This is a genomic window from Streptomyces sp. NPDC000410 (assembly GCF_040300305.1).
GTDB lineage: Bacteria > Actinomycetota > Actinomycetes > Streptomycetales > Streptomycetaceae > Streptomyces.
In genome coordinates this window covers 20,610-45,044 of the sequence record NZ_JBEPDM010000014.1, presented here as the reverse complement: position 1 = coordinate 45,044, position 24,435 = coordinate 20,610, and the positions used below count along the sequence as shown (strand labels likewise).

The following is a 24,435-nucleotide window of genomic DNA, read 5'->3' as shown; positions in this document are numbered from 1 at the left end:
TGTCGTCGCGTTGAGCAAGCAGCAGATCCCCGTCATCGTCCTCGCGGGCTTTCTGGGATCGGGCAAGACGACCCTGCTCAACCATCTGCTGAGGGCGAGCCGCGGCACCCGCATCGGTGCCATCGTCAATGACTTCGGTTCGATCGAGATCGACGCCATGACCGTGGCGGGGCAGCTGGGGGATTCCACCGTCTCGCTCGGCAACGGCTGTCTCTGCTGTGCCGTCGACGCGAGCGAGCTGGACGTCTTCCTCGACAAGCTCGCCCGGCCGGCGGCGCGGCTCGATGTGATCGTCATCGAGGCGAGCGGGCTGGCCGAGCCGCAGGAGCTCGTACGGATGATCCTCGCGAGCGAGAACGAACGCATCGTGTACGGCGGCCTCATCGAGGTCGTCGACGCGGCGGAGTACGACGCCACCCGGGAGCGTCACCCCGAGATCGACCGGCATCTCGGCATCGCCGACCTCGTCGTGCTCAACAAGGCGGACCGGGCCGGCGGCCCGGCAGAGGAGGACCGGCTGCGGGAGCGCGTCGCCGCCCTCGCCGACGGAGCGGCCGTGATCCCGGCGACGTACGGGCGTATCGACCCGGAGCTGCTCTTCGAATGCCGCCCGCGCACCGAACGCGTGGGCCAGCTGTCCTTCGAAGATCTCGAAGATCTCGACGACCTGCACGATCCCGACGCCCCTCACGGTCACGACGGCCACAGCGGCCATCTGCACGCCGCCTACGACACCGTGTCCTTCACCTCGGCCGAACCCCTCCACCCGCGCCGGCTGCTGGACTTCCTCGACTCCCGGCCCGACGGCCTCTACCGGATCAAGGGATTCGTCGACTTCGGCGTGTCCGACCCGCTCAACCGGTACGCCGTCCACGCCGTCGGCCGCTTCCTCCGCTTCTACCCGGAGCCCTGGCCGACGCCGGGCGGCGGCGCCGAGCGGCTCACCGAACTGGTCCTCATCGGCACGGGCATCGACACCGGCGCACTCCTCAAGCAACTCGACGCCACCTGTGTGACCGGGCCGCAGGACGTCCCCGCCGAGCACAGCATGTGGGGAGTCCTGCGGTACGTGCCCGAGCGACCGGAGCCGGATCCGGAGCCGGATCCGTACGACTACGAACCGTGACCCATCGCCCTGGGTGCGGGAGCCGGTTCATAAGATCGACCCCGTGACAACAGCATCAACGGGGTGGGTGCCGCCCACGGAAACCGAGCAACTGCTGTCCGCGGCAGGCGAGAGCGGAGACCCACAGGCGGAACTCGCCGTTCTGGCCCGCGCCAGGCTGTTCCTGCCCGTCGGCCGGCTGCACGCGGACACCCCCGGCTCCAGCGCGCCGCTCGTCCCCGTGAAGGACCCGCTCTCCGGGAAGTGGAGCATCGCCGTGTTCACGGCGGGCATGCTGCCGCGCTGGCACCCGGAGTGGGTGCACCGGTCCACCACCCTCGCCGAGCTGGCCCGGGACTGGCCGAACGACAAGTGGCGCCTCGCCGTCAACCCGGGTACGCCCTGCGCTACCAGCATCGAGGCCACGCGCTCCCGCCGCCGGACCTGGCAGAGGGTCGCCGAGGAGACCGGAGGCACCCCGCGCGGGCTCCTTGTCACACACACCGGCGGTCCGCTGAGCGGCGCCCTGGCACACGGTCTGGCCTGCGGCGCGCACCTGTCGCTGCACAACAGCGTGGCGTGGAACGAACTCGGCACGACGTACCTGGACTACTTCGATGACGCGAGGATCCTGCGCGGCACCTGGAGGGTGACGAATCGCGCCCAGTTCCAGAGCAAGCTGACCGAGCTGTTAGAGGCCCGGTTCTCGAGCGACCGGGAGGCGGGGCAACGTTCCACCCGCTATGAGGAGCGCTTCCGGGCGGACGGAGTGCTCGGTCACGGTGAACCAGTCGACTCGCTGCGCGCGTTCGACTACGGGCGGATCATCATGTTCGTACGGATCGCGCTCGGAGCCCGCCTGTGCGATCCCCGGGAGGCGGAGGAGGCGGTCCTCGCCGCGGGCAGGCTGAGCCGGGAGACGTACGCCTCGTGGAGCGCGTTCTCGGCGGCGTACTGCCTGGCGCGTGTACTCGCCTTCGACGAGGACGAGTTCGGGCGGACCTACCAGGAGTCGGTCGCCCAGCACCGGATTCTCACCCAGGATCCGAACAGCCCGTACCGGAGCATCCCGTGGTCATGAACTGGATCCCTCCCACGGCGGTGGAGCGGGAGCTGTACGAGGCCGGGCTGCGGGGAGACGTGGAGGCGCAGCTGCGGGTACTGGCGGCCGAGGGGCTCTTCATCGGGCAGCCCCGGCACGAGGTCGACGCCGAACCGGACATGATCTATTGGCGCGCGGTCACGGACCCGGCGACCGGGGGGCGCTGCAGGCCCGTGCTCACCCGGGGCATGCTGCCGCCCTGGCACCCTGACTGGGTGTTCCACGAGGTGACGCTGCGCTGGCTGGCGGAGTTCAGCTGGCCGGACCCGGCGCAGTGGCTCGCGGTCAACGGCGGCACCCCCGCCGCCGTACATCTGCCGGCCTCACCGCAGCACCGCGCGGTCTGGCGCCGCTATTACGCGGAGAACGACCGTACGACGGGCAACCGGCTGACCGCACTGCACACCGGGACGCTGTTCGGACCGCTCGCCTTCGGGCTCGCGTGCGGGGGGCACCTGGCGGTGGCCAACGGAGTGCCGTGGAACGAGGTCGGCACCGTCTGCCGGGACTACACGACCGAGCGGCAGTCCCTGCGCGAGTCCTGGGGGCTGACCGACCACCCCGGCTGGCAGCGGCAGATGGCGGCCCTGCTGGACTACTCCAACAGCCCGCCCGAGCCCGAGTTCGCCCTCCAGGTCCGCGAACAACTGCGCAGGCACCTGGGCGAGCTGCCGCCCGCCGACCTCTGGCGCGAGACCGCCGCCGGGTCGCTCCAGGACCGGTGCGCCCCGCCCCGCATCGTCAAGGAGATGGAGGAACTGGTCCGCCGCATCATGCGCTACGAGGCCAGGTTCCGGGCCGACGGACTGCTCCCCGAGGACGGCCGGGTCGCCACGGCCGCGGCCTACGACTACGGGCGGGCGACCGGCCTGGCGCGCTGGGGTCTGGCCGCGCGGTTCTGCAACCCGCAGGAAGCGGAACAGGCGATCGTGCACGCGGGTGCGCTCAGCAAGGCCGCGTACCGCTCCTGGGGAGAGTTCTCGGCGGGCTATCTGCTCGGCAGGGTGCTGCGCTTCGACGACGAGGAGTACGGCTCGTTCTACGAGGGCGCGCTGAACGCCCACCGGCTGCTCATGGAGGACGAGGGCAGCCCCTGGCGGAACATCCCCTGGAGCTGACCGCCGCCCGTTCCCACTCCGCCCAGCCCAGCTCAGCCCAGCCCAGCCCAGCTCAGCCCCGACGCGCCCGCCCCCTCCTGCTTCCGCGGCGGAGGGGGCGGGGCGTGCGTACGTACGCGCCGTGCTTACGAAGCCGGGCCCGCCAGCGCCGCCACCGGCCCCACCAGCGGTGTGCCCGAACCGTCGCGGCGCGGGTCGGTCTCCGGCAGCTCGGACGGCGTGCCGTTCTCCTGCGCCGCGCGCGCCGGGGCGGCGCCCGCCCAGGCCAGCACCAGGACGTCCTCGCCCTTGAGGAACCGCTGGCAGCGCACGCCGCCGGTCGCGCGCCCCTTGCGGGGGTACTGGTCGAACGGCGTCAGCTTCGACGTCGTCGTCTCCGAACCGCCCAGCGTGCCCGTCGAGCCCGCGACGGTGAAGACCACCGCGTCCGCCGCCGGGTCGACCGCGGTGAACGAGATGACCTCGGCGCCCTCGGCCAGCTTGATGCCCGCCATACCGCCCGCCGGGCGACCCTGCGGGCGGACCTGGGAGGCCTGGTAGCGCAGCAGCTGCGCGTCCGACGTGATGAAGACCAGGTCCTCCTCGCCGGTACGCAGCTCGGCGCCGCCCACGATCCGGTCACCCTCCTTGAGGGCGATCACCTCCAGCTCGTCCTTGTTCGCCGGATAGTCGGGGGCGACGCGCTTCACCACGCCCTGGAGCGTGCCGAGCGCGAGCCCCGGCGAGGACTCGTCGAGGGTCGTCAGACACACCACCGACTCGTCCGGGTCCAGAGTCAGGAACTCCGACAGCTGCGCCCCGCCCGACAGGTTCGGCGCGTGCGCGGTCTCCGGCAGCTGGGGCAGATCGATCACCGCGAGCCGCAGCAGCCGCCCGGCGGAGGTGACCACACCCACATCGCCGCGCGCCGTGGCGGGCACGGCCGAGACGATCACATCGTGCTTGGCGCGCCTTCCGCCGTCGTCCGGCAGCGGCTCCCCGGTGACCGTACGGGCCAGCAGACCGGTCGAGGAGAGCAGCACCCGGCACGGGTCGTCCGCGACCTCCAGCGGCACCGCCCCGACGGGCGCGCCCGCGGACTCCAGCAGCACCGTGCGCCGCTCGGTGCCGAACTTCTTGGCCACCGCGGCCAGTTCGGCCGAGACCAGCTTGCGCAGCTCCGCGTCCGACTCCAGGATCCGGGTCAGCTCCGCGATCTCCGCGTTGAGCTTGTCCCGCTCGCTCTCCAGCTCGATCCGGTCGAACTTGGTGAGCCGGCGCAGCGGGGTGTCCAGGATGTACTGCGTCTGGACCTCGCTGAGCGAGAAGTGCGCGATGAGGCGCCCCTTCGCCTGTGCCGAGTTCTCACTGGAGCGGATGAGGCGGATGACCTCGTCGATGTCCAGCAGGGCCACGAGCAGGCCCTCGACCAGGTGCAGCCGGTCGCTCTTCTTGCCCCGGCGGAACTCGCTGCGGCGCCGTACGACGTCGAAGCGGTGGTCGAGATAGACCTCCAGCAGCTCCTTGAGGCCCAGGGTCAGCGGCTGGCCGTCGACCAGCGCCACATTGTTGATGCCGAAGGACTCCTCCATCGGCGTCAGCTTGTAGAGCTGCTCGAGGACGGCCTCCGGGATGAAGCCGTTCTTGATCTCGATCACGAGGCGCAGGCCGTGCGCACGGTCCGTGAGGTCCTTGACGTCCGCGATGCCCTGGAGCTTCTTCGAGCCGACGAGGTCCTTGATCTTCGAGATCACCTTCTCGGGGCCGACCGTGAAGGGCAGCTCGGTGACGACGAGGCCCTTGCGGCGCGGCGTCACGTCCTCGACGGTCGCGGTCGCGCGGATCTTGAAGGTGCCGCGGCCCGACTCGTACGCGTCCTTGATCCCGGACAGGCCGACGATCCGGCCGCCGGTCGGAAGGTCGGGGCCCGGGACGAAACGCATCAGCGTCTCCAGGTCGGCGCCCGGGTGACGGATCAGATGCCGGGCGGCGGCGATGACCTCGCCCAGGTTGTGCGGCGGCATGTTCGTCGCCATGCCGACCGCGATGCCGGAGGCCCCGTTGACCAGAAGGTTGGGGAAGGCGGCGGGCAGCGCGACGGGCTCGCGCTCCTGGCCGTCGTAGTTCGGGGAGAAGTCGACCGTGTCCTCGTCGATCGACTCGGTCATCAGGCTGGTCGCGTCGGCCATCCGGCATTCCGTGTACCGCATGGCGGCCGGGGGGTCGTCGTTGCCGAGCGAACCGAAGTTGCCGTGGCCGTCGACCAGCGGGAGGCGCATGGAGAAGGGCTGCGCCATGCGCACCAGCGCGTCGTAGATCGACGCGTCACCGTGCGGGTGGAGCTTGCCCATGACCTCGCCGACGACACGGGCGCACTTCACATAGCCCCGGTCGGGCCGCACCCCCATCTCGTTCATCTGGTAAACGATCCGGCGGTGCACGGGCTTCATCCCGTCCCGCGCGTCCGGCAGGGCCCGGGAGTAGATCACCGAGTACGCGTACTCGAGGAAGGAGCCCTGCATTTCGTCGACGACGTCGATGTCGAGGATCTTCTCCTCGAAGTCGTCGGGCGGCGGGGTCTTCGTGCTGCGGCGGGCCATCGCTGCTGCGGCTCCTTCACCAACATGAACGGGAACTGACGCGGACCATTGTGGACTGTCCCACTGACAAGCCGGACCGCGACCCGGAACAGTGGGCCGAACCACCGGGAACTCAGCCGGGTTGTCCACAGGGAACTTCGCCAGGTGTCGGCACGCTTGCATACAGTGGCAGGACATCAAGCAACGCGATCGAAGGGACTACATGCCCATGGGTCACACGGCCACAGCGCAGGCCGGCTCCGGCGGCCTGACAGCGACCGAGCACCGCCTGGCCAACGGCCTGCGCGTGGTGCTCTCCGAGGACCACCTGACCCCGGTCGCCGCCGTCTGCCTCTGGTACGACGTCGGTTCGCGCCACGAGGTCAAGGGCCGTACGGGCCTGGCTCACCTCTTCGAGCACCTGATGTTCCAGGGCTCGAAGCAGGTGCACGGCAACGGGCACTTCGAGCTGGTCCAGGGGGCCGGCGGTTCGCTCAACGGCACCACCAGCTTCGAGCGCACCAACTATTTCGAGACCATGCCCACCCACCAGCTGGAGCTCGCGCTCTGGCTGGAGGCCGACCGCATGGGCTCGCTGCTCGCCGCACTCGACGACGAGTCCATGGAGAACCAGCGCGACGTCGTCAAGAACGAGCGCCGCCAGCGCTACGACAACGTGCCGTACGGCACGGCCTTCGAGAAGCTGACCGCCCTCGCCTACCCCGAGGGCCACCCGTACCACCACACCCCGATCGGCTCCATGGCCGACCTGGACGCGGCGACGCTGGAGGACGCGCGGACCTTCTTCCGTACGTACTACGCGCCGAACAACGCGGTGCTGTCGGTCGTCGGAGACATCGACCCCGAGCAGACCCTCGCCTGGGTCGAGAAGTACTTCGGCTCCATCCCGTCCCACGACGGCAAGCAGGCGCCGCGCGACGGCTCCCTCCCCGAGATCATCGGGCAGCAGCTGCGCGAGGAGGTCGTCGAGGAGGTGCCCGCCCGCGCCCTGATGGCCGCCTACCGGCTGCCGCACGACGGCACCCGCGAGTGCGACGCCGCCGACCTGGCGCTCACCGTCCTCGGCGGCGGCGAGTCGTCCCGGCTGCACAACCGCCTGGTGCGCCGCGACCGCACGGCCGTCGCCGCGGGCTTCGGCCTGCTGCGGCTCGCAGGGGCCCCCTCGCTCGGCTGGCTGGACGTGAAGACGTCCGCCGGGGTCGAGGTGCCCGACATCGAGGCCGCCGTCGACGACGAGCTGGCCCGGTTCGCCGCCGAGGGCCCCACGGCCGAGGAGATGGAGCGCGCACAGGCCCAGCTGGAGCGCGAGTGGCTGGACCGGCTCGGCACGGTCGCGGGCCGCGCCGACGAACTCTGCCGGTACGCGGTGCTGTTCGGCGACCCCCAGCTGGCGCTCAGCGCGGTCTCGCGGGTCCTCGACATCACCCCCGAGGAGGTCCAGGCGGTCGCCCAGGCCCGGCTGCGCCCCGACAACAGGGCGGTGCTGGTGTACGAGCCGCTCGCGGCCACCGAGGACAACGACGACGAAGAGGGAGCGGTCCAGTGACCGACGCTGCCGTGACCATGGACTTCCACCCGCAGCCGCAGCCGGGCGAGGCCAAGCCGTGGGCCTTCCCCGCCCCCGACCGCGGCGCGCTCGGCAACGGACTGACGGTCCTGCGCTGCCACCGCCCCGGCCAGCAGGTCGTGGCGGTCGAGATCTTCCTCGACGCCCCGCTGGACGCCGAGCCCGAGGGCCTGGACGGCGTCGCCACGATCATGGCGCGGGCGCTCTCCGAGGGCACGGACAAGCACACGGCGGAGGAGTTCGCCGCGGAGCTGGAGCGGTGCGGCGCCACGCTCGACGCGCACGCCGACCACCCCGGCGTCCGGGTCTCGCTGGAGGTCCCCGTCTCCCGGCTGCCCAAGGCCCTCGGCCTGGTCGCCGAGGCGCTGCGCGCGCCGCTGTTCGCCGACAGCGAGGTCGAGCGTCTCGTACAGAACCGGCTGGACGAGATCCCGCACGAGACCGCGAACCCGGCCCGCCGGGCGGCCAAGGAGCTCTCCCGGCAGCTGTTCCCGGCCACCTCCCGGATGTCGCGCCCCCGTCAGGGCACCGAGGAGACGGTGGAGCGCATCGACTCGGCAGCCGTACGCGCCTTCTACGAGGCGCACGTCCGCCCCTCGATGGCCACCGCCGTCATCGTCGGCGACCTCACCGGCGTCGACCTCGACGCGGTGCTCGCCGACACGCTCGGCGCCTGGACCGGCGACAAGGCGGAGAGCCGTCCGATGCCGCCGATCACCGCCGACGACACGGGCCGCGTCATCATCGTGGACCGCCCCGGAGCCGTCCAGACCCAGCTGCTGATCGGCCGGATCGGCGCGGACCGCCACGACCGGGTCTGGTCGGCCCAGGTCCTCGGCACCTACTGCCTGGGCGGCACCCTCACCTCCCGCCTGGACCGCGTCCTGCGCGAGGAGAAGGGCTACACGTACGGCGTGCGCTCCTTCGGGCAGGTGCTGCGCTCCACGGCCCCGACCGCCCCGGGCGGGGCCACGGGCGCCGCGATGCTCGCCATCAGCGGCTCCGTGGACACGCCGAACACGGGACCGGCGCTGGACGACCTCTTCAAGGTGCTGCGCACGCTCGCCGCGGAGGGGCTGACCGACGCCGAGCGCGATGTCGCCGTGCAGAATCTGGTGGGTGTGGCCCCGCTGAAGTACGAGACGGCGGCGTCCGTGGCGGGCACGCTGGCCGACCAGGTCGAGCAGGGCCTTCCGGACGACTACCAGGCCCAGCTGTACGCGCGCCTGGCGGAGACCGGCACGGTCGAGGCGACGGCCGCGGCAGTCAACGCCTTCCCGGTGGACCGGCTCGTCACGGTCCTCGTCGGGGACGCACACGAGATCGAGGACCCGATCCGGGAGCTCGGCATCGGTGAAGTGACCGTTGTCACGGGCTGATTGAGCCGAGAGGGCCCGAAGAGGGCCGAGAGGGACCCCGGCCGGCAGGCATGCCACCGGGGTCCTTTTTATGTCCGCTTCGAGGGGGGATGTAGGTGTCTGCCCTGTGGCATGCACTACAAATCGGCGTGTCTGTTTGGTGATTGAATGATCTCCCGCTTAGCGTCTTCTGCGCTGCCCGTCAGTTGCACCAGCCGCACCCGCGGCATCGGGCAGCCATCGCCGAGTCCCCGTCCGGCGCGAGCCTGGGGAGCCGGGGACCCACATGTCCCCTGGGGTGAATCGGACGCCTTCGCACCCGGTGCGGAGGGGCCCGTAGGAGACCTTCCTGCTCCGAACCCGTCAGCTAACCCGGTAGGCGAGAAGGAAGGAAAGGATCAGCCACTACATGGCGTTCACCCGTGCCACCGGGAAGCATCGTGGTCCGAGCCGGCTGTCGCGCAGGAGCGCGGGCGTGGCCGGAGTCGCGACCCTCGCCACCACCGGAGTCATCGGAACCCTCGCCTCCCCGGCGGTCGCCGCCGAAGCGGAAAGCCTCTCCCTCGAAGACACCGGCCTGACCCAGGCCATCGTCGCTCCCGACTACCTCGCCGAGCAGATCGACGCCCAGGCCGAGGCCCAGCAGCTGGAGGCCGACCTCGCCGCCGCCCAGGCGAAGGCCGAGGCCGAGGCGAAGCGCAAGGCGGAGGCCCGCGCCGAGGCGGCCCGCGAGGCCGAGGAGCGCGCCGCCCGCGAGGCCGAGCGCAAGCGCCTGATGTCGTACACCCTCCCGGTCGCCGGCTCGTACGTCAGCACCAGCTACCAGGCGGGCAGCTCGCTCTGGTCCTCCGGCAGCCACACCGGCGTCGACTTCCATGCCGCCTCCGGCACTTCGGTCGTGGCCGTCGGCTCCGGCAAGGTCGTGGAGGCCGGCTGGGGCGGCGCGTACGGCAACAACATCGTCATCAAGATGAACGACGGTACGTACACCCAGTACGGCCACCTGGCGTCGATCGACGTCTCGGTCGGCCAGACCGTCACCCCCGGCCAGCAGATAGGCCGCGCCGGATCGACCGGCAACTCGACCGGTCCGCACCTCCACTTCGAGGCCCGTACGGGCGAGGACTACGGCTCCGACATCGACCCGGTCGCGTATCTGCGCGCGCACGGCGTGAACGTCTGAGACCTTCAGTGTCTGAGATCTTCGGCGTCTGAGATCTTCAGCGAAGGCCCCGGCTCGGGATGAACCGAGCCGGGGCCTTCGTCGTCTTCCGGCCAAAAGATATCCATGGATTCCCGTTCGCCGTCGGAAATTCCGTCCCCTTGCAATAGAGTCACCGGACAGGCAGGGCGATCGGGCAGAGATCCACGGGTTTCGCGAGGATTAAAGCGGAGGTTCGGTATGCGCATTCCAGCGCGCTCGGTATGCGCGGCGATCCGCGACGACATCATCACCGGTGTCTTCGAGCGCGGCAGCCGGCTCACCGAGGAGCAGCTGGCGCGCCGCTACGGCGTATCCCGCGTACCGGTGCGCGAAGCGCTGCGCACCCTGGAGTCGGAGGGCTTCGTGGTCACCCGCAGGCACGCCGGAGCCTGCGTCGCCGAGCCCACCGAGCAGGAGGCCGCCGATCTGCTGGAGATCAGGATGCTGCTGGAGCCGCTGGGTGCGGCGCGCGCGGCCCAGCGGCGCACGGAGGCGCACCTCAAGGTGCTGCGCGGCCTGGTCAGACTGGGCCAGGAGCGGGCGCGGCGGGGTCAGGGCGAGGACCTGCGCTCGCTCGGCGCCTGGTTCCACGAGACCCTCGCCCAGGCCTGCGGCAGTCCCGGCCTCACCGCCCTGCTCACCCAGCTCCGGCACAAGACCGCCTGGATGTACGCCGTCGAGCAGCCGGCCCGGCCCCTGGAGTCGTGGGCCGAGCACGGCGCGATCGTGGACGCCGTGGCGCGCGGTGACGCGGAGCGGGCCAGGGCGCTCACCGCGATGCACGCGGAGCGGGCGAACGGCGCGCACCGGCTGCGCACCGGTGTGGTGGTGAGGGCTTCGCAACACTCCGTAAACACGGTGAGCGGCCGTCATTAACATGGCCGACGTATACAAGAAGTATTCGCATCGGAGATTTCCCTTTGTGGGATTTCGCCGCGCGTAAACGCGTATAAAGCGGCGGAGCCGCGCACCGATGAAGGTGGTGCGCGGCTCCGCTCCGCATTCCCCGCGAGAATTCAGCAAATTCGGGGACCGGATGGTCTCAGACGGTTTCGGGGAGTTCCTCGAGCCCCTCCGCGACCAGCTTCGCCAGCCGGTCCAGAGCGGCCTCGGCGCCTTCCGCGTCGGAGGCGAGCACGATCTCCTCGCCGCCCTCGGCGCCCAGACCGAGCACCGCGAGCATCGAGACGGCGTTGACGGGGGTGCCGCCGGCCTTGGCGATCGTCACGGGGACGCCGGACGCCGTGGCGGCACGGACGAAGATGGAGGCGGGGCGGGCGTGGAGGCCCTCGGCCCAGCCGACATTGACGCGGCGCTCAGCCATGGTGATGCCCTTCGGGTGCTCTTCGGTGCCAAATGTTGTCTAGACCAGTCTCTCATGCGTGCTGGAGTGCCCCCAGCGTGCCCTGGAGCGAGGCGGTCCGCGAGCCGTGTCCGCGAGCCGTGCCGACGCTGTTGCCGGAGCCGTACGCTGGCCCCATGCAGAGCCCGTCGGATCACGCGTACCCCGACCACTGGGAAGCCGACGTGGTGTTGCGCGACGGTGGCACCGCGAGGATCAGGCCCATCACGACCGAGGACGCCGAGCGGCTCGTCAGCTTCTACGAACAGGTCTCGGACCAGTCCAAGTACTACCGTTTCTTCGCGCCCTACCCACGGCTCTCGGCCAAGGACGTGCACCGCTTCACCCACCACGACTACGTGGACCGCGTGGGCCTGGCGGCCACGGTGGGCGGTGAGTTCATCGCGACCGTCCGCTACGACCGGATCGACGCGGACGGGAGGCCCGCCTCCGCGCCCGCCGACGAGGCGGAGGTCGCCTTCCTGGTCCAGGACGCGCACCAGGGCAGAGGCGTCGCCTCCGCGCTGCTCGAACACATCGCGGCGGTCGCCCGGGAGCGGGGGATCCGGCGGTTCGCGGCGGAGGTGCTCCCCGCGAACAGCAAGATGATCAAGGTGTTCACGGACGCCGGCTATACCCAGAAGCGGAGCTTCGAGGACGGGTCCGTGCACCTCACGCTCGACCTCGAACCGACCGCCGAATCCCTCGCGGTGCAGCGCGCCCGTGAACAGCGCGCCGAGGCCCGGTCCGTGCAGCGGCTCCTCACGCCCGGGTCGGTGGCCGTGATCGGGACCGGCCGCGCGCCGGGCGGAGTGGGCCGCACCGTGCTGCGCAATCTGCTGGGCGCGGGCTACGCGGGGCGTACGTACGCGGTGAACCGGGCCCTCGGGCCGGACGTGCGGGAACTGGACGGGGTCCCGGCCTTCCCCTCCGTCGGCGCGATCGGCGAGCCCGTCGACCTCGCCGTCGTGGCCGTACCGGCCGAACGGGTACCGGAGGCGGTCGCGGACTGCGGCGAGCACGGGGTGCGGGGGCTGGTCGTGCTGTCCGCCGGATACGCGGAGAGCGGGGCCGAGGGGCGGGAGCGGCAGCGCGAACTGGTCCGGCAGGCACGGTCGTACGGGATGCGGATCATCGGCCCGAACGCCTTCGGCGTCATCAGCACCTCGCCCGACGTCCTGCTGAACGCCTCCCTGGCGCCCGAGTCGCCGACGCGCGGGCGGATCGGGCTGTTCACCCAGTCGGGCGCGATCGGCATCGCGCTGCTGTCGGGGCTGCACCGGCGGGGCGCGGGCCTGTCGTCCTTCATCTCCGCGGGCAACCGCGCGGACGTCTCCGGGAACGACTTCCTCCAGTACTGGTACGAGGACCCGGACACCGACATCGTCCTGCTCTACCTCGAATCCATCGGCAACCCGCGGAAGTTCACGCGGCTCGCGCGGCGCACGGCGGCCGTCAAGCCGGTCGTCGTGGTCCAGGGCGCCCGGCACAGCGGGAGCGCGCCCCCGGGGCACGCGGTGCCGACGACGCGCATTCCGTACGCCACGGTCTCCGAACTGCTGCGCCAGGCGGGCGTGGTCCGAGTGGACACGGTCACCGAACTCGTCGACGCCGGACTGCTCCTGGCCGGTCAGCCGCTGCCCGCCGGCCCGCGCGTGGCGATCCTCGGGAACTCCGAGTCCCTCGGGCTGCTCACGTACGACGCCTGCCTGACGGAGGGCCTGCGGCCACTGCCGCCACGCGACCTCACGACGGAGGCCACGCCCGGGGACTTCCGCGCCGCGCTCGCGCAGGCGCTGCGGGACGACGCGTGCGACGCGGTCGTCGTCACGGCGATCCCCTGGGTCGGCGAGAACGGTGTGACGGAGTCCGGCGACGGCGAAGTCCTGGCGGAGGCCCTGCGCGAGGCGGCCACGGCGGCTCCGGCGAAGCCGGTGGTCGTCGTCCACGTCGAGATGGGCGCCCTGGCGGACGCCTTGACAGCGGCGACGAGCACGGCGCGCTCCGGGGGGCGGGGGGCGCCTGGTGCGTCCTCGGACTCGCGTCCCGCCTCGGGGTATGTGGCGGGCTCCGAGTCCGCGGCCCCGGGGGCGGGCCATCCCGCCCCGGGCCAGGCGCCTTCGACACCCCCCGGTACGGGCGACGGTCCGCCGCTCGCCCCCGAGGCCGCATCGCCCTCTCCCCCAGGGCCGAGCCCCACGCCCACGGGCGCCCCCGCCCCCGCCCGGCCGCCGCACGCGGGTGCCGGGGTCACGCGGCACGCCGACCCGGAGCGGTCGCCGGAGACCGTGTCGGGGGCCGGAGGTACGTGGTCCCCAGGCTTGCACGCCGGTGGTGCTCGTAGCGCGGAGGAGCCGGCGGTGGCCGGGGGCACGCAGTCCCCCGAAACCCCCCAGCACGCCGATGGTGCCCGGACCGCGGAGGCCCTCGCGGGGGCCGGGGGTACGCAGTATCCCCGCACAAGAGCCCGCATCCCCGCGTACCCCGCCGCCGAGCGGGCCGTGCGGGCGCTGGCCGAAGCGGTGCGGTACGCGCGGTGGCGGCGGGAGGCCGCCGAGCCGGGGAAGGTGCCGGAGTACGAGGACATCGACGAGGACGGGGCAGCCGCGCTCGTCGAGCGGGTGCTGGAAGGGGGCGCGGGGGAGCGGGGGGTCACGCTGGGGCAGGAGGACGCCAGGCAGCTGCTCGGGCGGTACGGGATCGACGTACGGGCCGCCCTGCCCGCCCCCGGCCCCGACGCGGCGGCCCGAGCCGCCGCCCGGCTCGGATACCCGGTCGCCCTCAAGACCACCGCCCCGCACCTGCGCCACCGCGCGGACCTCGGCGGCGTACGCCTCGATCTCGCGACCGAGCAGCAGTTGCGCCAGGCGTACGGTGAGTTGACCGACGCCTTCGGCAAGGCCGAGGAGCTCCAGCCGGTCGTCCAGGCCATGGCCCCGCGCGGCGTGGACACCGTCGTACGCGCGGCCATCGATCCGGCTGTCGGCGCCGTACTGTCCTTCGGGCTCGCGGGCCCGGCCACGGAGCTGCTCGGCGACACCGCCCACCGCCTCGTCCCGGCCACCGACCGCGACGCCGCCGAGCTGATCCGGTCCATCAGGACCGCCCCGCTCCTCTTCGGCTGGCGCGGCGCGGCCCCGGTGGACACCGCCGCGCTCGAAGAGCTGCTCCTGAGGGTGTCCAGGCTCGTCGACGATCACCCCGAAGTGGTCGCCATCAGCCTCGAACCGGTCGTCGTCGCCCAGCACGGGCTGTCCGTCCTCGGGGCCACCGTGCGGCTGGCGCCGCCCCCGCCGCGCACGGACCTCGGACCGCGCACCCTGCCCGCCTACTGAGCGGACCCCGAGCGGACCCGGAGCGCCCGGAGTGGGCCGTAGGATGGAGCCCATGGCGAAGACCGGTACGACGACCCAGGGGCTGCGCGCGGCGATCGAGCGCAGCGGCTACTACCCGGCTCTCGTGGCCGAAGCGGTGGAGGCCGCTGTCGGTGGTGAGCAGATCGCGTCGTACCTGGTCCACCAGGAGACCACGTTCGACGCGAACGAGGTGCGCCGGCACGTCACCGTCCTGGTCCTGACCGGCACGCGGTTCATCGTCAGCCACACCGACGAGCAGGCCGCCGACAACAGCTCCCCGACGCCGTACGCCACCACCTCCACCGAGTCGGTCAAGCTCGACCGGATCTCGTCGGTCGTCGTCAGCCGCGTCGTCGCCAACCCCGAGTCGTACACCCCGGGCACCCTGCCCCGCGAGGTGGTCCTCACCATCGGCTGGGGCGCCGTCTCCCGCATCGACCTGGAGCCCGCCGCCTGCGGCGACCCCAACTGCGACGCCGACCACGGCTACACGGGCAACTCCACCGCCGACGACCTCAGCCTGCGCGTCAGCGAGGCGGGCGACGGCCCGGAGACGGTCCGCCAGACGCTCGTCTTCGCGCAGGCGCTGTCCGAGGCCACCGCCGCCACGGCGACCGCCCGCTGATGACGCTGCCCGACTGGCCCGAGGACGTCGTCCCGCTGGCCCTCGACTCCGCGCCCGTTCCCGCGTACGGCTCCGGCTCGCTCGCCGATCTGCTGCCGGCGATCGCCGCGGGCCAGGGCGTCCCGGGACTCCGGTCCGCCCTCCCCGAGCTCGCCCCCGCCGACCGGAACTGCGTCTTCCTCATCGACGGTCTCGGCTGGGAGCAGATCCTCGCCCACCCCGACGAGGCGCCGTACCTCACCTCTCTCCTCCCCAGCTCGCTCGGCGGCAGCGGACGCCCCCTGACCGCCGGGTTCCCCGCCACCACCGCGACCTCGCTCGCCTCCTTCGGCACCGGCCTGCCGCCCGGCGCGCACGGCCTGCCCGGCTACACCGTCCGCAACCCGGAGACGGGCGAGCTGATGAATCAGCTCCGCTGGAGGCCGTGGACCTCGCCTCAGGTCTGGCAGCCGTACCCGACGGTCTTCCAGCTGGCCGACCGGGCCGGTGTGCACACCGCCCAGGTCACGTCCCCCGCCTTCCAGGACACCCCGCTGACCAAGATCGCCCTCAGTGGAGGGACGTTCCACGGCCGGCTCACCGGCGAGGAGCGGATGGACTTCGCGGCGGAGCAGCTCGCCGCCGCCGACCGCTCGCTCGTCTACACGTACTACAGCGAGCTCGACGGCGCCGGCCACCGCTTCGGAGTCGACTCCGACGCCTGGCGCGGCCAGCTGATGTCCGTCGACCGGCTCGTCCAGCGCCTCGCCGAACAGCTCCCGCCGCGTACGACGCTGTACGTCACCGCAGACCACGGCATGATCGACATCCCGTTCGACGAGGAGTCGCGCATCGACTTCGACGAGGACTGGGAGCTGCGCGCCGGTGTCGCCCTGCTGGGCGGCGAGGGCCGGGCCCGCCACGTCTACGCCGTCCCGGGCGCCGAGACCGACGTCCTCGCCGTCTGGCGCGAGGTCCTCGGCGACCGCTTCTGGGTGGCCGGCCGGGACGAGGCCATCGCGGCCGGCTGGTTCGGGCCGCAGATCGACGAGCGGGTCTACCGGCGGCTCGGCGACGTCGTCGCCGCGGCGCACGCCGATGTCGTGATCACGGCCTCCGTGAACGAGCCGAACGAGTCCGCCATGGTCGGAATGCACGGTTCCATGACCCCTGTCGAGCAGCTCGTCCCGCTGCTCGAAGTACGTTCGTAAGCTTCGTAAGCCCTGCTCTGCGACTCCGCGCAAGAGATGACTGGAAGGCCGTCACCACCCTATGTCCGAGCTGGTGTTCTTCTCCGGAACGATGGACTGCGGAAAGAGCACGCTGGCGCTCCAGATCGGACACAACCGGTCGGCCCGCGGGCTCCAGGGCGTGATCTTCACGCGTGACGACCGGGCGGGTGAGGGCAAGCTGTCCTCCCGGCTCGGACTGGTCACGGAGGCGGTCGAGGCCGCCGAGGGCATGGACCTGTACGCGTACCTCGTGAACCTGATCTCCAGGGGCGGCAAGGCCGACTACGTGATCGTGGACGAGGCGCAGTTCCTCGCACCCGAGCAGATCGATCAGCTCGCCCGCATCGTCGACGACCTCGGCATGGACGTGTTCGCCTTCGGCATCACCACGGACTTCCGTACGAAGCTCTTCCCGGGTTCCCAGCGCCTGATCGAGCTCGCCGACCGGATAGAGCAACTCCAGGTCGAGGCCCTGTGCTGGTGCGGCGCCCGCGCCACGCACAACGCCCGTACGGTGGGCGGGGAGATGGTGGTCGAAGGCGCCCAGGTCGTCGTCGGGGACGTCAACCGCCCGGCCGAGGAGATCGGCTACGAGGTCCTCTGCCGCCGCCACCACCGCCGCCGCGTGACGAGCGCCTCGGCCCACGCGAGCGCCCTGTCGCCGGACGTCCTCCCCGTCAACCACGTCTGAGCGCGCCCTCCCCGTGCTCGCCTCACCGTCCTACTGGCACGTTGTGGCACAGCCTTCCGTCATCCGCGCCATTCGAGCAGGACGAGCGTCGCGTCGTCCGAGGTGGTTTCGCCGCGTGCCCGCTTGAGGGTGTGGGACAGGTCCCGGGCCACCGTGCGGATCCCGTGGTCCGCCTCCTCCAGCTGGTTCACCCAGTCGATCAGCTGCTCCTCGCCGAACTGTTCCTGGCCGCTTTCGTGTTCCTCGATCAGGCCGTCGGTGAAACAGAGGACGCGGTCGCCCGGCTCCAGCGCCACCGCGCTGACCTGTGGCTGGGCCCCGCCGAACCCGACGGGGAGGGTCGTGGGGCTCCGCAGGCGGCGTGCGACGCGGTGCGCGCGGATCAGCATGGGCGCGGGATGCCCCGCGTTGACCCACTGGAGGTACCCCGTGTCCGTGTCCAGGCGCATCATCTGGGCGGTCACGAAGTGGTCCGGGTCGAACTGCTCGGCGATGGCCCGGTCCATGAAGAGGTAGATCTCGGACAGTTCGATGCTGATCCTGCGGGCGTGGCGGTAGGCGCCGATGGCCACTGTGGCCATCGTGGCCGCGTCCAGGCCGTGCCCCATGGCGTCGATCATGGCGAGGTGCAGGACGTCGCCGTTCAGGGCGTAGTCGAAGCTGTCCCCCGCCACGTCGTAGGCGGGCTCCAGGACTCCGGCGACCGCGACGTGCGGCATCACCATCGACAGCGGGGGCAGCAGGGACCACTGGATCTCCGCGGCCACGCTCATCGGTTCGCTGCGGCGGGTGCGGAAGAAGAGGTCGGTGTAGCCGTTCTTGGTCTGCAGCAGGTCGGCCGCCAGAGCCGCGATCCTGTACAGGAGGCGGCGGGCGTCGTCGTCGATCCCGTCCAGGGTGACCGTGAGGACCCCCACCTGGTCGCCGCCGTCCAGCAGGGGCAGGTGGACCCGTACGCCGTCGGGCGTCAGGACTTCGACGGGGCGTGACTCCAGGAAGCACCGGCCGGCTTCGGACTGGTCGATGGGCTGGGGACCACCGACGGCCACGCCGTCGGCGGGCAGGGGGACCAGCTGCTGCTGTCCGTAGTCCTGCAGCAGGATTTGCGGGTCGCGGCCCCCCATCCGGGCCACCGTCTCGGCGACGAGCGGGCCGACCATGTGCGGCGGCAGCTCGTGCGCCCGGTCCAGGAGCACCCCGAGCAGTTCCTCCCCGAAGCTCTCCGAGCGGTCCGGGTCCCCGCGCCCTCCGACGGTCATCCTGTTGCCTCCAACCGGACGGCGGGCCGGCGTCCGGCTGCACGGGCGGCGTGCCTCCAGGATGCTCCCCGGCGACCGGGCACGCCACATGGCTTCCGTGCCCGGCGGCCTCCACGACCCGGATTCCCCGGTGGGCCGGTTCGCGCAGGGCTCGCCCGGTCCCGTCCCGCTCCCGTCGTGCGCCGACGGGGCCCGACCGGCTGCTACCAGGCATGCTCCGGCACGCGATGGTGAAGGGAGCCGTTCCGGGCGGCTGCCCGGGACCGGGAGTACCGTGTGAGGACCGGCAGTGCCGCATCCCCGGCAGTGCCCGAGTGGGCTCCGGCAGACACGGGTCGGGGAGCGGCCGGACCCCGTAGACGGGCGGACCACGATGGCTGAGGCCGACATCCCGCACACGCCCCCGATGACCCTGCCGGACGCGATCCACACGGCGCTCCAGCCAGGTACGGCCCTCCTGCGGCTGGAGACCACTGCTTCCCGGGAGGGGATCCTCGACGGTGCGTGGTGGCCACGCTCACGCGATGTATCGGGTGAGCTGCCCGCGCTGATCAGCGTGCTGACCGAGCACCTCGGGCCCATCACCCGTGTCGGCCTGGACGCCTCAGCCTGGAACGGCCTGCCGACCCGCCTGGTCGTCGACGACCGTATCGTTCACCTCGACTCCGACCCCGTCGGAGACGACACCGTCCTCATCACCCGCGGCGACCAGGACCACTTCGCGCTCCTGGTGGTACCGCCCGGCACCACGCCCGATGCCGCCCGCGCCGCCATGGCCCGCGCGGTCCGCGCCGACAACCTCACATCGGCCGCCGAGATCCTCGTCGCCCCCACGGCCGTACCCGGGCGAGGAGAGCCGACGTGACCCGGCGCGGTGGACCTCCGCGAGTGTCGCTGTGCCGTCCAGCGCCGTCGGCCTGAAGGGGCCGTGCCATCGCGCTGCCCGGGCGGCGCCCGCGACGCCGGCGTCGTCGTGGAGGTCCTGGACCACACCGTTCGCCCGGCGTGCGTGTTTTGTGCGCATCGGCCGATGATGGGAGTACGGCCGAACACGCGGAGCTGAGCATGACGGGTTGGCGTGTCAGGGACTACACCCAGGACGATCTCGAAGCGGTGATCCGAGTCGACGCGGAAAGCGGCACGGCCGAAGAGTCACCGCTCTTTCCGCTCTCGGACGCCGTGGCGGCCCTCCAGGCTCTCCACCCGGCGGTGGTGGCCACCGCGGACGAGGAGGTGGTCGGCGCCGCGGTGAGCAGGGTGGAGGGTGACCGGGCGTGGATCCTGCGCATCAGCATGGCGCCTGCCTGGCGGCACCAGGGGCTGGGCAGCGACCTGATCACGGCCCTGGAGCACCGGCTGTTCGCGGGCGGCGTCCGAACGGTGCACGCGGTCCTGCCCGACGGCGAGACCGGTGCCACCGCCCTGCACAACTGCGGCTTCGGCGCCCGTCGAGGCCTGGTCTTCTTCGAGAAGCGCGGGCGGGTGACCCCTCAGGCGGTCAGCATGCTCGCGTCGCTGGGAGCGGAGCTGCCGCCTGGGGGTCTGTGGCAGAAGGTCGCGGGCATGCAGAGGGAGAAGGAGCTCATCGAGCGGCGCCTGGTCCTGCCACTGGCCCATCCCGAAATGGCCGCGCAGCACGGAGTCGAACCGCCGCGGGCGGTGATGCTGTTCGGGCCGCCCGGGACGGGGAAGAGCACGTTCGCGCACGCGATCGCCAGCCGTCTGGGATGGCCGTTCCTCGAACTGTTCCCCGCCCGGCTGGCCGCCGAGTACGGGCTGGCCAGCGGGCTGAACCGGCGCTTCGACGAGATCGCCCGGCTCGACCACGTCCTGGTCTTCATCGACGAGGTCGAGGAGATCGCCGGGACCCGGAGCGGTGCGGACGCGATCGCGGTCGGTGTCGTCAACGAACTGCTCAAGGCGATCGTCCGGTTCCGGGGCCAGGACGGGCGGCTGCTCGTCTGCGCCACGAATGACGTGGCCGCGCTCGACTCCGCGTTCCTGCGGCACGGCCGTTTCGACTACGTGCTCCCGATCGGCCCGCCCGACGACCGCGCGAGGACCGCGCTGTGGGAGAGCTACCTGACCCGAGCGGGCGCGGAGGCCGACAGCGCGGCGCTGGCGTCCGCCAGCGAGGGGTTCACCCCTGCCGACATCGCCCATGTGGCGCGCACCGTCTCCCAAGCCCAGTTCGAGCGCACCTTCGACACCGGAACCAGGGCACGCCCCACCACCGAGGACTACCTGCGCACCATCGGCGAAACCAGGCCCACGGTCAGCGCCGCCATGGCTCAGGAACTCGTTTACCAGACCGAGAAGTTCGCCCGCATCTAGACCGTCCCTTCCTCCTCGGCCTCCAGGCGCCGGATTCCTTCGTGTGTGAGGGTGACCATCGCCGGGGTGTTGCCGGGTTCCCAGTCGACGGTGATCAGTCCTTCGCCGGCCAGGTAGGTGCAGGCGGCGGCCAGGTCCTGTTCCGGCACGTGGAGGTCGCGCCGCAGCTGTGCTCCGGCGGATCGAGCAGCTCCAGGTCGAGGCCCTGTGCTGGTGCGGCGCCCGCGCCACGCACAACGCCCGTACGGTGGGCGGGGAGATGGCGGTCGCAGGCGCCCAGGTCGTCGTCGGCGACGTCAACCGCCCGGCCGAGGAGATCGGCTACGAGGTCCTCTGCCGCCGCCACCACCGCCGCCGCGTGACGAGCGCCTCGGCCCACGCGAGCGCCCTGTCCCCGGACGTCCTCCCGGTCAGCCACGCCTGACCGTCGCCCCAGGGGCTGTCCGGCGGTGAGTGTCACTGCTGGGCGGTGACGCCGGTGGACGGCCGAGCGACAACGCCTCCGGCGCTCCGGACCGGACCGGACCGGACGCGACCGGCCGACCGGATCCGGCGTCATGACGACAAGGCCGTCAGCGCGGGGGACCCGCCGCGATGGCCGTGAGCGCGGCGATGTGGCGCCGGTAGGTCGCCACACCCTCCTGCGTCACACACAGCCAGGTCCGCGGCCGCCGGCCGAGCTGCCCCTTCTCGACCGTCACCCAGCCCGCTTCCTCCAGCCGCGAGACCTGCTTCGACAAGGCGGAATCGGTGATCTCCACGAGATCCCGCACGTAGGCGAATTCGGCCTTGTCCACGCCGACGAGAGCCGCGACGATCGACAGTCGTACCGCCGACTCGAGAAGAGGGGCGAGGGCGTGTCGCGGGTGAGGGCCCTGCCCTGTCGGCACCGAAGCCTCGGATGTCATCCGGCGCGCCCCTCCCGCCAGGCCGCGACGGCAGCCGGCAGCGCGCATACGAGGGCGGCCACCGCGGCGAAGGCGACGCTGTCCACGAAGAGGGTGAGGGCGAGGACGAGGGTCAGGACGTACGCGACCGTCCAGGCGCCGATCATCCAGAGGTGCTTGCCGGTGTATCCGCGCGGTACGACGGGCTGCCGCGTCGCGAACACTGACAGCCCCACGACCAGAAGAGCGTTGGCCAGCGTGCTGACGAGCGCCCCGGCCGGCCCGTGCCACAGCACCACCGTGGGAACGAGGACCAGCTGCCACGCGGCGAAAGTCCACAGGTAGACGGCGTACCAGCCGCTTCGCTTCCGTGCCGCGGCCTCGATCCGCCCAACACCCCTCAATGATGCGGCCACTTCGTCCTGTCCATGCATGACGTACCCCCGGGTCGTCGCTGGGCATCCTCGTATGTGTCGGCCCAGCATCTACTTTCCAACTTAGCAACTACTTGCCAATGTAGGCTACATGGCGGCAGAGGCACTCCGCCGAGATCGACCGGGAGTGAGCCTCTCGCCATGTGAGACACCCGGTGGGATATGGGTCGGCACTCTTGACGGGGCTCTTGGGGCCGCTCGACACTCCAGAGCGGAAACCTAGTGAACAGGTGGGCAATCATGGGGCGTTCGGGGTCGGGCTCCGACCGTGCGATCCGCACGGGCAGCCGGCCTTCGCTCCTTCTGACGTCCCGTCGCCACATCGATCTGCTGCGCGTCAGCAGCGCGGCGAGTTCTCGCCACTGAATCTCCCCACTGATTCTCTTCGCTGATTCTCTCCGCTGAGACGGCAGCCCCCGCTGCGTACGGCTCCGTGCCGCCGCGGCCGTGCGCCCGCATTCGCACCTGACTCCAGGGAGACACATGCCCGCCACACCCCGACAGCCATGCCGTCCGTGCCGTCCGCAGCCCCGCCCAACGTGCCGTCCACGCCGCCCTTCCGGGGCCGGATCGGCCGTGACGCGCGCAGCGGCCACTACCCCGTACCGCGCCGCTTCCGCCTCCACCTCTCGCTGTCCTGTCCGCACTGTCTGCGGATCGCCATCACACACAGCCTGCTCGGCCTCGACGACACCGTCCCGGTGACGCTGCTGCCCGCCGTCCCCGACGGACCCGACGGCGGACACTCCGTGCTGCGCCCCCTGTACGAGGCCAGCTCGCACCGGTACCCCGGCGCGGCCACGGCACCCGTGCTCAGCGACGACTGGACCGGACGGATCGTCAGCACGTACACGCCCGACATCCTGCGCGACCTGGCCCAGCGGTTCGGCGGCGACGGACCCGTTCTCCATCCGCGGGGTGCCGAGGCGGAGATCGCGGCCGTCGGACGCCTCTGCGAGCAGGGCATCAACGACTCCGCGCAGCGTGCCGGGAAGCCCGGCACCGACGGGGCGGCCCGTGAGAGCGCACTGGGGGAGCTGCTGCGCACCCTGTCCGCACTGGAGCGGCGGCTCAGCCGTCGGCAGTACGCGCTCGGCGGCGAACTGTCCGCCGCCGACGTGCGGTTGTGGGTCACGCTGGTGGAACTCGACACGGTCCACCGCTGGCACCTGGACGCCGCCGCGGTGCACCACATCACCGACCATCCGCACCTGTGGGCCTACGCGCGGCGGCTGGCCGCCCAGCCCGCCTTCGGCTCCCACCTCGATCTGGCGGGCATCGCCCGCAGACACCACGCGCACTGCCAGGGGCTGGAGGCGGCCGGGGCGGCGGTGCAGATCCTGGACTGGGCCGCACACACACCGGACAGGGCGACGGCCCAGCCCTGCTGAGCGCGCCCCGGCCCCGGCCCGCGATCGGCGGGCCGGGGCCGGGGCGTCACTGTCCGTCCAGGTCAGCTGGGCCGGGTCCGTACGATCGTGAAGACCGCGCCCTCCGGATCCGCGACGGTCGCGAGCCGTCCGCTCGTGCCCTCCCGGGGCGGATGCAGGACGTGGCCGCCGAGCTCCTCCACGTGAGCCGTGGTCCGGTCGACGTCCTCGACCTCGAAGTACGTCATCCAGTGCGAGCCCCTGTCACGTGGCAGGGCGTGGCCGACCCCGTGCAGCGAGGCCACGGGGCGGCCCTCCAGGTGCAGGGTCAGGTAGTCGAAGTCGGCCGAGACCACCGGCTCCACCTCGTATCCGAAGACCGACTGGTAGAACTTGCTGACCGACGACGTCTCCCGGGTCACCAGCTCGTTCCAGACCGGTGTCCCATGCGTGCCGAACAGGGCGGTGCCGGCATGGGCCGCGGCCTGCCAGATGCCGAAGACCGCGCCTTCCGGGTCCGAGGCGATGGCGAGCCGCCCCGCGTCCCCCGCGTCGAGCGGACCGACACCGACCGTGCCGCCGCACATACGGATCTGTTCGGCGGTCTCGTCGGCGTCGTCGGTGGCCAGGTAGGTCGTCCAGGCGACCGGCAGATGACGGTCGGGCGGCATCTGGCCGATCCCGGCCACCTCCTTGCCGTCGATCAGCGCGCGGACGTACGGACCGAGGTGCTGCGGGCCGGGGACGAAGTCCCAGCCGAACAGATCCCGGTAGAAGTGCTGGGTCGTGCCTAGTCCGTGCACCATCAGGCTCACCCAGCAGGGCGTGCCGAGTCTGCGCCGAGTCGCCTCGGTCATCGTCACTCTCTCCTCGGACCGTCGTCGTGGCCGTGC

The 24,435-nt window shown here is 71.7% G+C and carries 21 protein-coding genes, 2 pseudogenes and 1 riboswitch; of the genes and pseudogenes, 16 read left to right on the top strand and 7 right to left on the bottom strand.

The features are described 5' to 3' along the window. The first annotated feature begins 10 nt into the window (after nucleotides 1-10). Genes ABT342_RS17145 through ABT342_RS17135 form a run of 3 tightly spaced genes read left to right on the top strand, consistent with a single transcriptional unit; the run spans nucleotide 11 to nucleotide 3,325 of the window. The gene (locus ABT342_RS17145; protein WP_351573680.1) at nucleotides 11-1,126 is read left to right on the top strand and encodes a CobW family GTP-binding protein; all 1,116 of its coding nucleotides are present in this window, start codon (nucleotides 11-13) and stop codon (nucleotides 1,124-1,126) included. A 43-nt stretch (nucleotides 1,127-1,169) separates the two neighbouring features. Then, nucleotides 1,170-2,186, top strand: coding sequence for a DUF1266 domain-containing protein (locus ABT342_RS17140; RefSeq protein ID WP_351573677.1), 1,017 nt, complete (start codon nucleotides 1,170-1,172; stop codon nucleotides 2,184-2,186). Further along, on the top strand, nucleotides 2,183-3,325 hold the full coding sequence (locus ABT342_RS17135) for a DUF1266 domain-containing protein (protein WP_351573675.1): 1,143 nt from the start codon (nucleotides 2,183-2,185) through the stop codon (nucleotides 3,323-3,325). Before ABT342_RS17140 ends, ABT342_RS17135 begins: the two co-directional genes overlap by 4 nt. Before the next feature lie 125 nt (nucleotides 3,326-3,450). On the opposite strand, the gene ABT342_RS17130 is transcribed toward ABT342_RS17135, so the two are convergent. Further along, a complete protein-coding gene (locus ABT342_RS17130) occupies nucleotides 3,451-5,904 on the bottom strand; it encodes a DNA gyrase/topoisomerase IV subunit A (RefSeq protein WP_351573673.1) in 2,454 nt (817 codons plus the stop codon). Nucleotides 5,905-6,112: 208 nt separating this feature from the next. Here ABT342_RS17130 and ABT342_RS17125 point away from each other — a divergent pair, with 208 nt between their 5' ends. The 4 genes from ABT342_RS17125 (at nucleotide 6,113) to ABT342_RS17110 (ending at nucleotide 10,909) form a co-directional block, all read left to right on the top strand. Next, nucleotides 6,113-7,450: a M16 family metallopeptidase gene (locus ABT342_RS17125; protein ID WP_351573671.1), complete on the top strand. Its 1,338-nt coding sequence runs from the start codon at nucleotides 6,113-6,115 to the stop codon at nucleotides 7,448-7,450. A 17-nt stretch (nucleotides 7,451-7,467) separates the two neighbouring features. Continuing rightward, a complete protein-coding gene (locus ABT342_RS17120) occupies nucleotides 7,468-8,850 on the top strand; it encodes a M16 family metallopeptidase (protein WP_351573897.1) in 1,383 nt (460 codons plus the stop codon). 210 nt (nucleotides 8,851-9,060) lie between these two features. Further along, nucleotides 9,061-9,225: riboswitch (cyclic di-AMP (ydaO/yuaA leader) on the top strand. A gap of 13 nt (nucleotides 9,226-9,238) precedes the next feature. Beyond that, nucleotides 9,239-10,012, top strand: a complete 774-nt coding sequence (locus ABT342_RS17115; protein WP_351573669.1) for a M23 family metallopeptidase — start codon at nucleotides 9,239-9,241, stop codon at nucleotides 10,010-10,012. Between the two features lie 219 nt (nucleotides 10,013-10,231). Then, nucleotides 10,232-10,909 (top strand): GntR family transcriptional regulator, encoded by a 678-nt coding sequence (locus ABT342_RS17110; RefSeq protein ID WP_351573667.1) that lies wholly within the window; start codon nucleotides 10,232-10,234, stop codon nucleotides 10,907-10,909. Nucleotides 10,910-11,075: 166 nt separating this feature from the next. On the opposite strand, the gene ABT342_RS17105 is transcribed toward ABT342_RS17110, so the two are convergent. Then, on the bottom strand, nucleotides 11,076-11,357 hold the full coding sequence (locus ABT342_RS17105; protein WP_351573664.1) for an HPr family phosphocarrier protein: 282 nt from the start codon (nucleotides 11,355-11,357) through the stop codon (nucleotides 11,076-11,078). Between the two features lie 155 nt (nucleotides 11,358-11,512). Here ABT342_RS17105 and ABT342_RS17100 point away from each other — a divergent pair, with 155 nt between their 5' ends. The 4 genes from ABT342_RS17100 to ABT342_RS17085 all read left to right on the top strand — a co-directional run bounded on the left by ABT342_RS17100 (nucleotide 11,513) and on the right by ABT342_RS17085 (nucleotide 17,258). Continuing rightward, complete coding sequence (locus ABT342_RS17100) at nucleotides 11,513-14,710, top strand: bifunctional acetate--CoA ligase family protein/GNAT family N-acetyltransferase (protein WP_351573662.1); 3,198 nt, start codon at nucleotides 11,513-11,515, stop codon at nucleotides 14,708-14,710. 52 nt (nucleotides 14,711-14,762) lie between these two features. Further along, complete coding sequence (locus ABT342_RS17095; RefSeq protein WP_351573659.1) at nucleotides 14,763-15,356, top strand: DUF5998 family protein; 594 nt, start codon at nucleotides 14,763-14,765, stop codon at nucleotides 15,354-15,356. Next, complete coding sequence (locus ABT342_RS17090) at nucleotides 15,356-16,546, top strand: alkaline phosphatase family protein (protein WP_351573658.1); 1,191 nt, start codon at nucleotides 15,356-15,358, stop codon at nucleotides 16,544-16,546. Before ABT342_RS17095 ends, ABT342_RS17090 begins: the two co-directional genes overlap by 1 nt. 61 nt (nucleotides 16,547-16,607) lie before the next feature. Continuing rightward, nucleotides 16,608-17,258 carry a thymidine kinase gene (locus ABT342_RS17085; protein WP_351573656.1) on the top strand — a complete coding sequence of 217 codons (651 nt, stop codon included), beginning with the start codon at nucleotides 16,608-16,610 and terminating at the stop codon, nucleotides 17,256-17,258. A gap of 59 nt (nucleotides 17,259-17,317) precedes the next feature. Here ABT342_RS17085 and ABT342_RS17080 read toward each other — a convergent pair whose 3' ends face one another. After that, the gene (locus ABT342_RS17080; protein WP_351573653.1) at nucleotides 17,318-18,517 is read right to left on the bottom strand and encodes a PP2C family protein-serine/threonine phosphatase; all 1,200 of its coding nucleotides are present in this window, start codon (nucleotides 18,515-18,517) and stop codon (nucleotides 17,318-17,320) included. A gap of 373 nt (nucleotides 18,518-18,890) precedes the next feature. On the opposite strand from ABT342_RS17080, the gene ABT342_RS17075 reads away from it, so the two are divergent. Next, nucleotides 18,891-19,382, top strand: a complete 492-nt coding sequence (locus ABT342_RS17075) for a DUF5994 family protein (RefSeq protein WP_351573650.1) — start codon at nucleotides 18,891-18,893, stop codon at nucleotides 19,380-19,382. A 200-nt stretch (nucleotides 19,383-19,582) separates the two neighbouring features. Then, complete coding sequence (locus ABT342_RS17070; protein WP_351573647.1) at nucleotides 19,583-20,851, top strand: ATP-binding protein; 1,269 nt, start codon at nucleotides 19,583-19,585, stop codon at nucleotides 20,849-20,851. Here the strand turns inward: ABT342_RS17070 and ABT342_RS17065 are convergent. Beyond that, nucleotides 20,848-21,027 (bottom strand): annotated as a pseudogene (locus ABT342_RS17065) (hypothetical protein); the annotation flags it as partial. The gene ABT342_RS17070 and the pseudogene ABT342_RS17065 overlap by 4 nt on opposite strands. Before the next feature lie 2 nt (nucleotides 21,028-21,029). On the opposite strand from ABT342_RS17065, the pseudogene ABT342_RS17060 reads away from it, so the two are divergent. Then, nucleotides 21,030-21,275: pseudogene (locus tag ABT342_RS17060) on the top strand (thymidine kinase); the annotation flags it as partial. A gap of 148 nt (nucleotides 21,276-21,423) precedes the next feature. Here ABT342_RS17060 and ABT342_RS17055 read toward each other — a convergent pair. Further along, complete coding sequence (locus ABT342_RS17055; protein WP_351573644.1) at nucleotides 21,424-21,759, bottom strand: winged helix-turn-helix domain-containing protein; 336 nt, start codon at nucleotides 21,757-21,759, stop codon at nucleotides 21,424-21,426. Then, nucleotides 21,756-22,172: a hypothetical protein gene (locus ABT342_RS17050; RefSeq protein ID WP_351573641.1), complete on the bottom strand. Its 417-nt coding sequence runs from the start codon at nucleotides 22,170-22,172 to the stop codon at nucleotides 21,756-21,758. Before ABT342_RS17050 ends, ABT342_RS17055 begins: the two co-directional genes overlap by 4 nt. A 240-nt stretch (nucleotides 22,173-22,412) precedes the next feature. On the opposite strand from ABT342_RS17050, the gene ABT342_RS17045 reads away from it, so the two are divergent. Both ABT342_RS17045 and ABT342_RS17040 read left to right on the top strand, forming a co-directional pair. After that, complete coding sequence (locus tag ABT342_RS17045) at nucleotides 22,413-22,538, top strand: putative leader peptide (protein WP_351573639.1); 126 nt, start codon at nucleotides 22,413-22,415, stop codon at nucleotides 22,536-22,538. Nucleotides 22,539-22,678: 140 nt separating this feature from the next. Then, nucleotides 22,679-23,563, top strand: coding sequence for a glutathione S-transferase C-terminal domain-containing protein (locus ABT342_RS17040; RefSeq protein WP_351573636.1), 885 nt, complete (start codon nucleotides 22,679-22,681; stop codon nucleotides 23,561-23,563). A gap of 62 nt (nucleotides 23,564-23,625) precedes the next feature. Here the strand turns inward: ABT342_RS17040 and ABT342_RS17035 are convergent, their stop codons facing one another. After that, on the bottom strand, nucleotides 23,626-24,399 hold the full coding sequence (locus ABT342_RS17035; protein WP_351573633.1) for a VOC family protein: 774 nt from the start codon (nucleotides 24,397-24,399) through the stop codon (nucleotides 23,626-23,628). Between the last annotated feature and the right edge of the window lie 36 nt (nucleotides 24,400-24,435).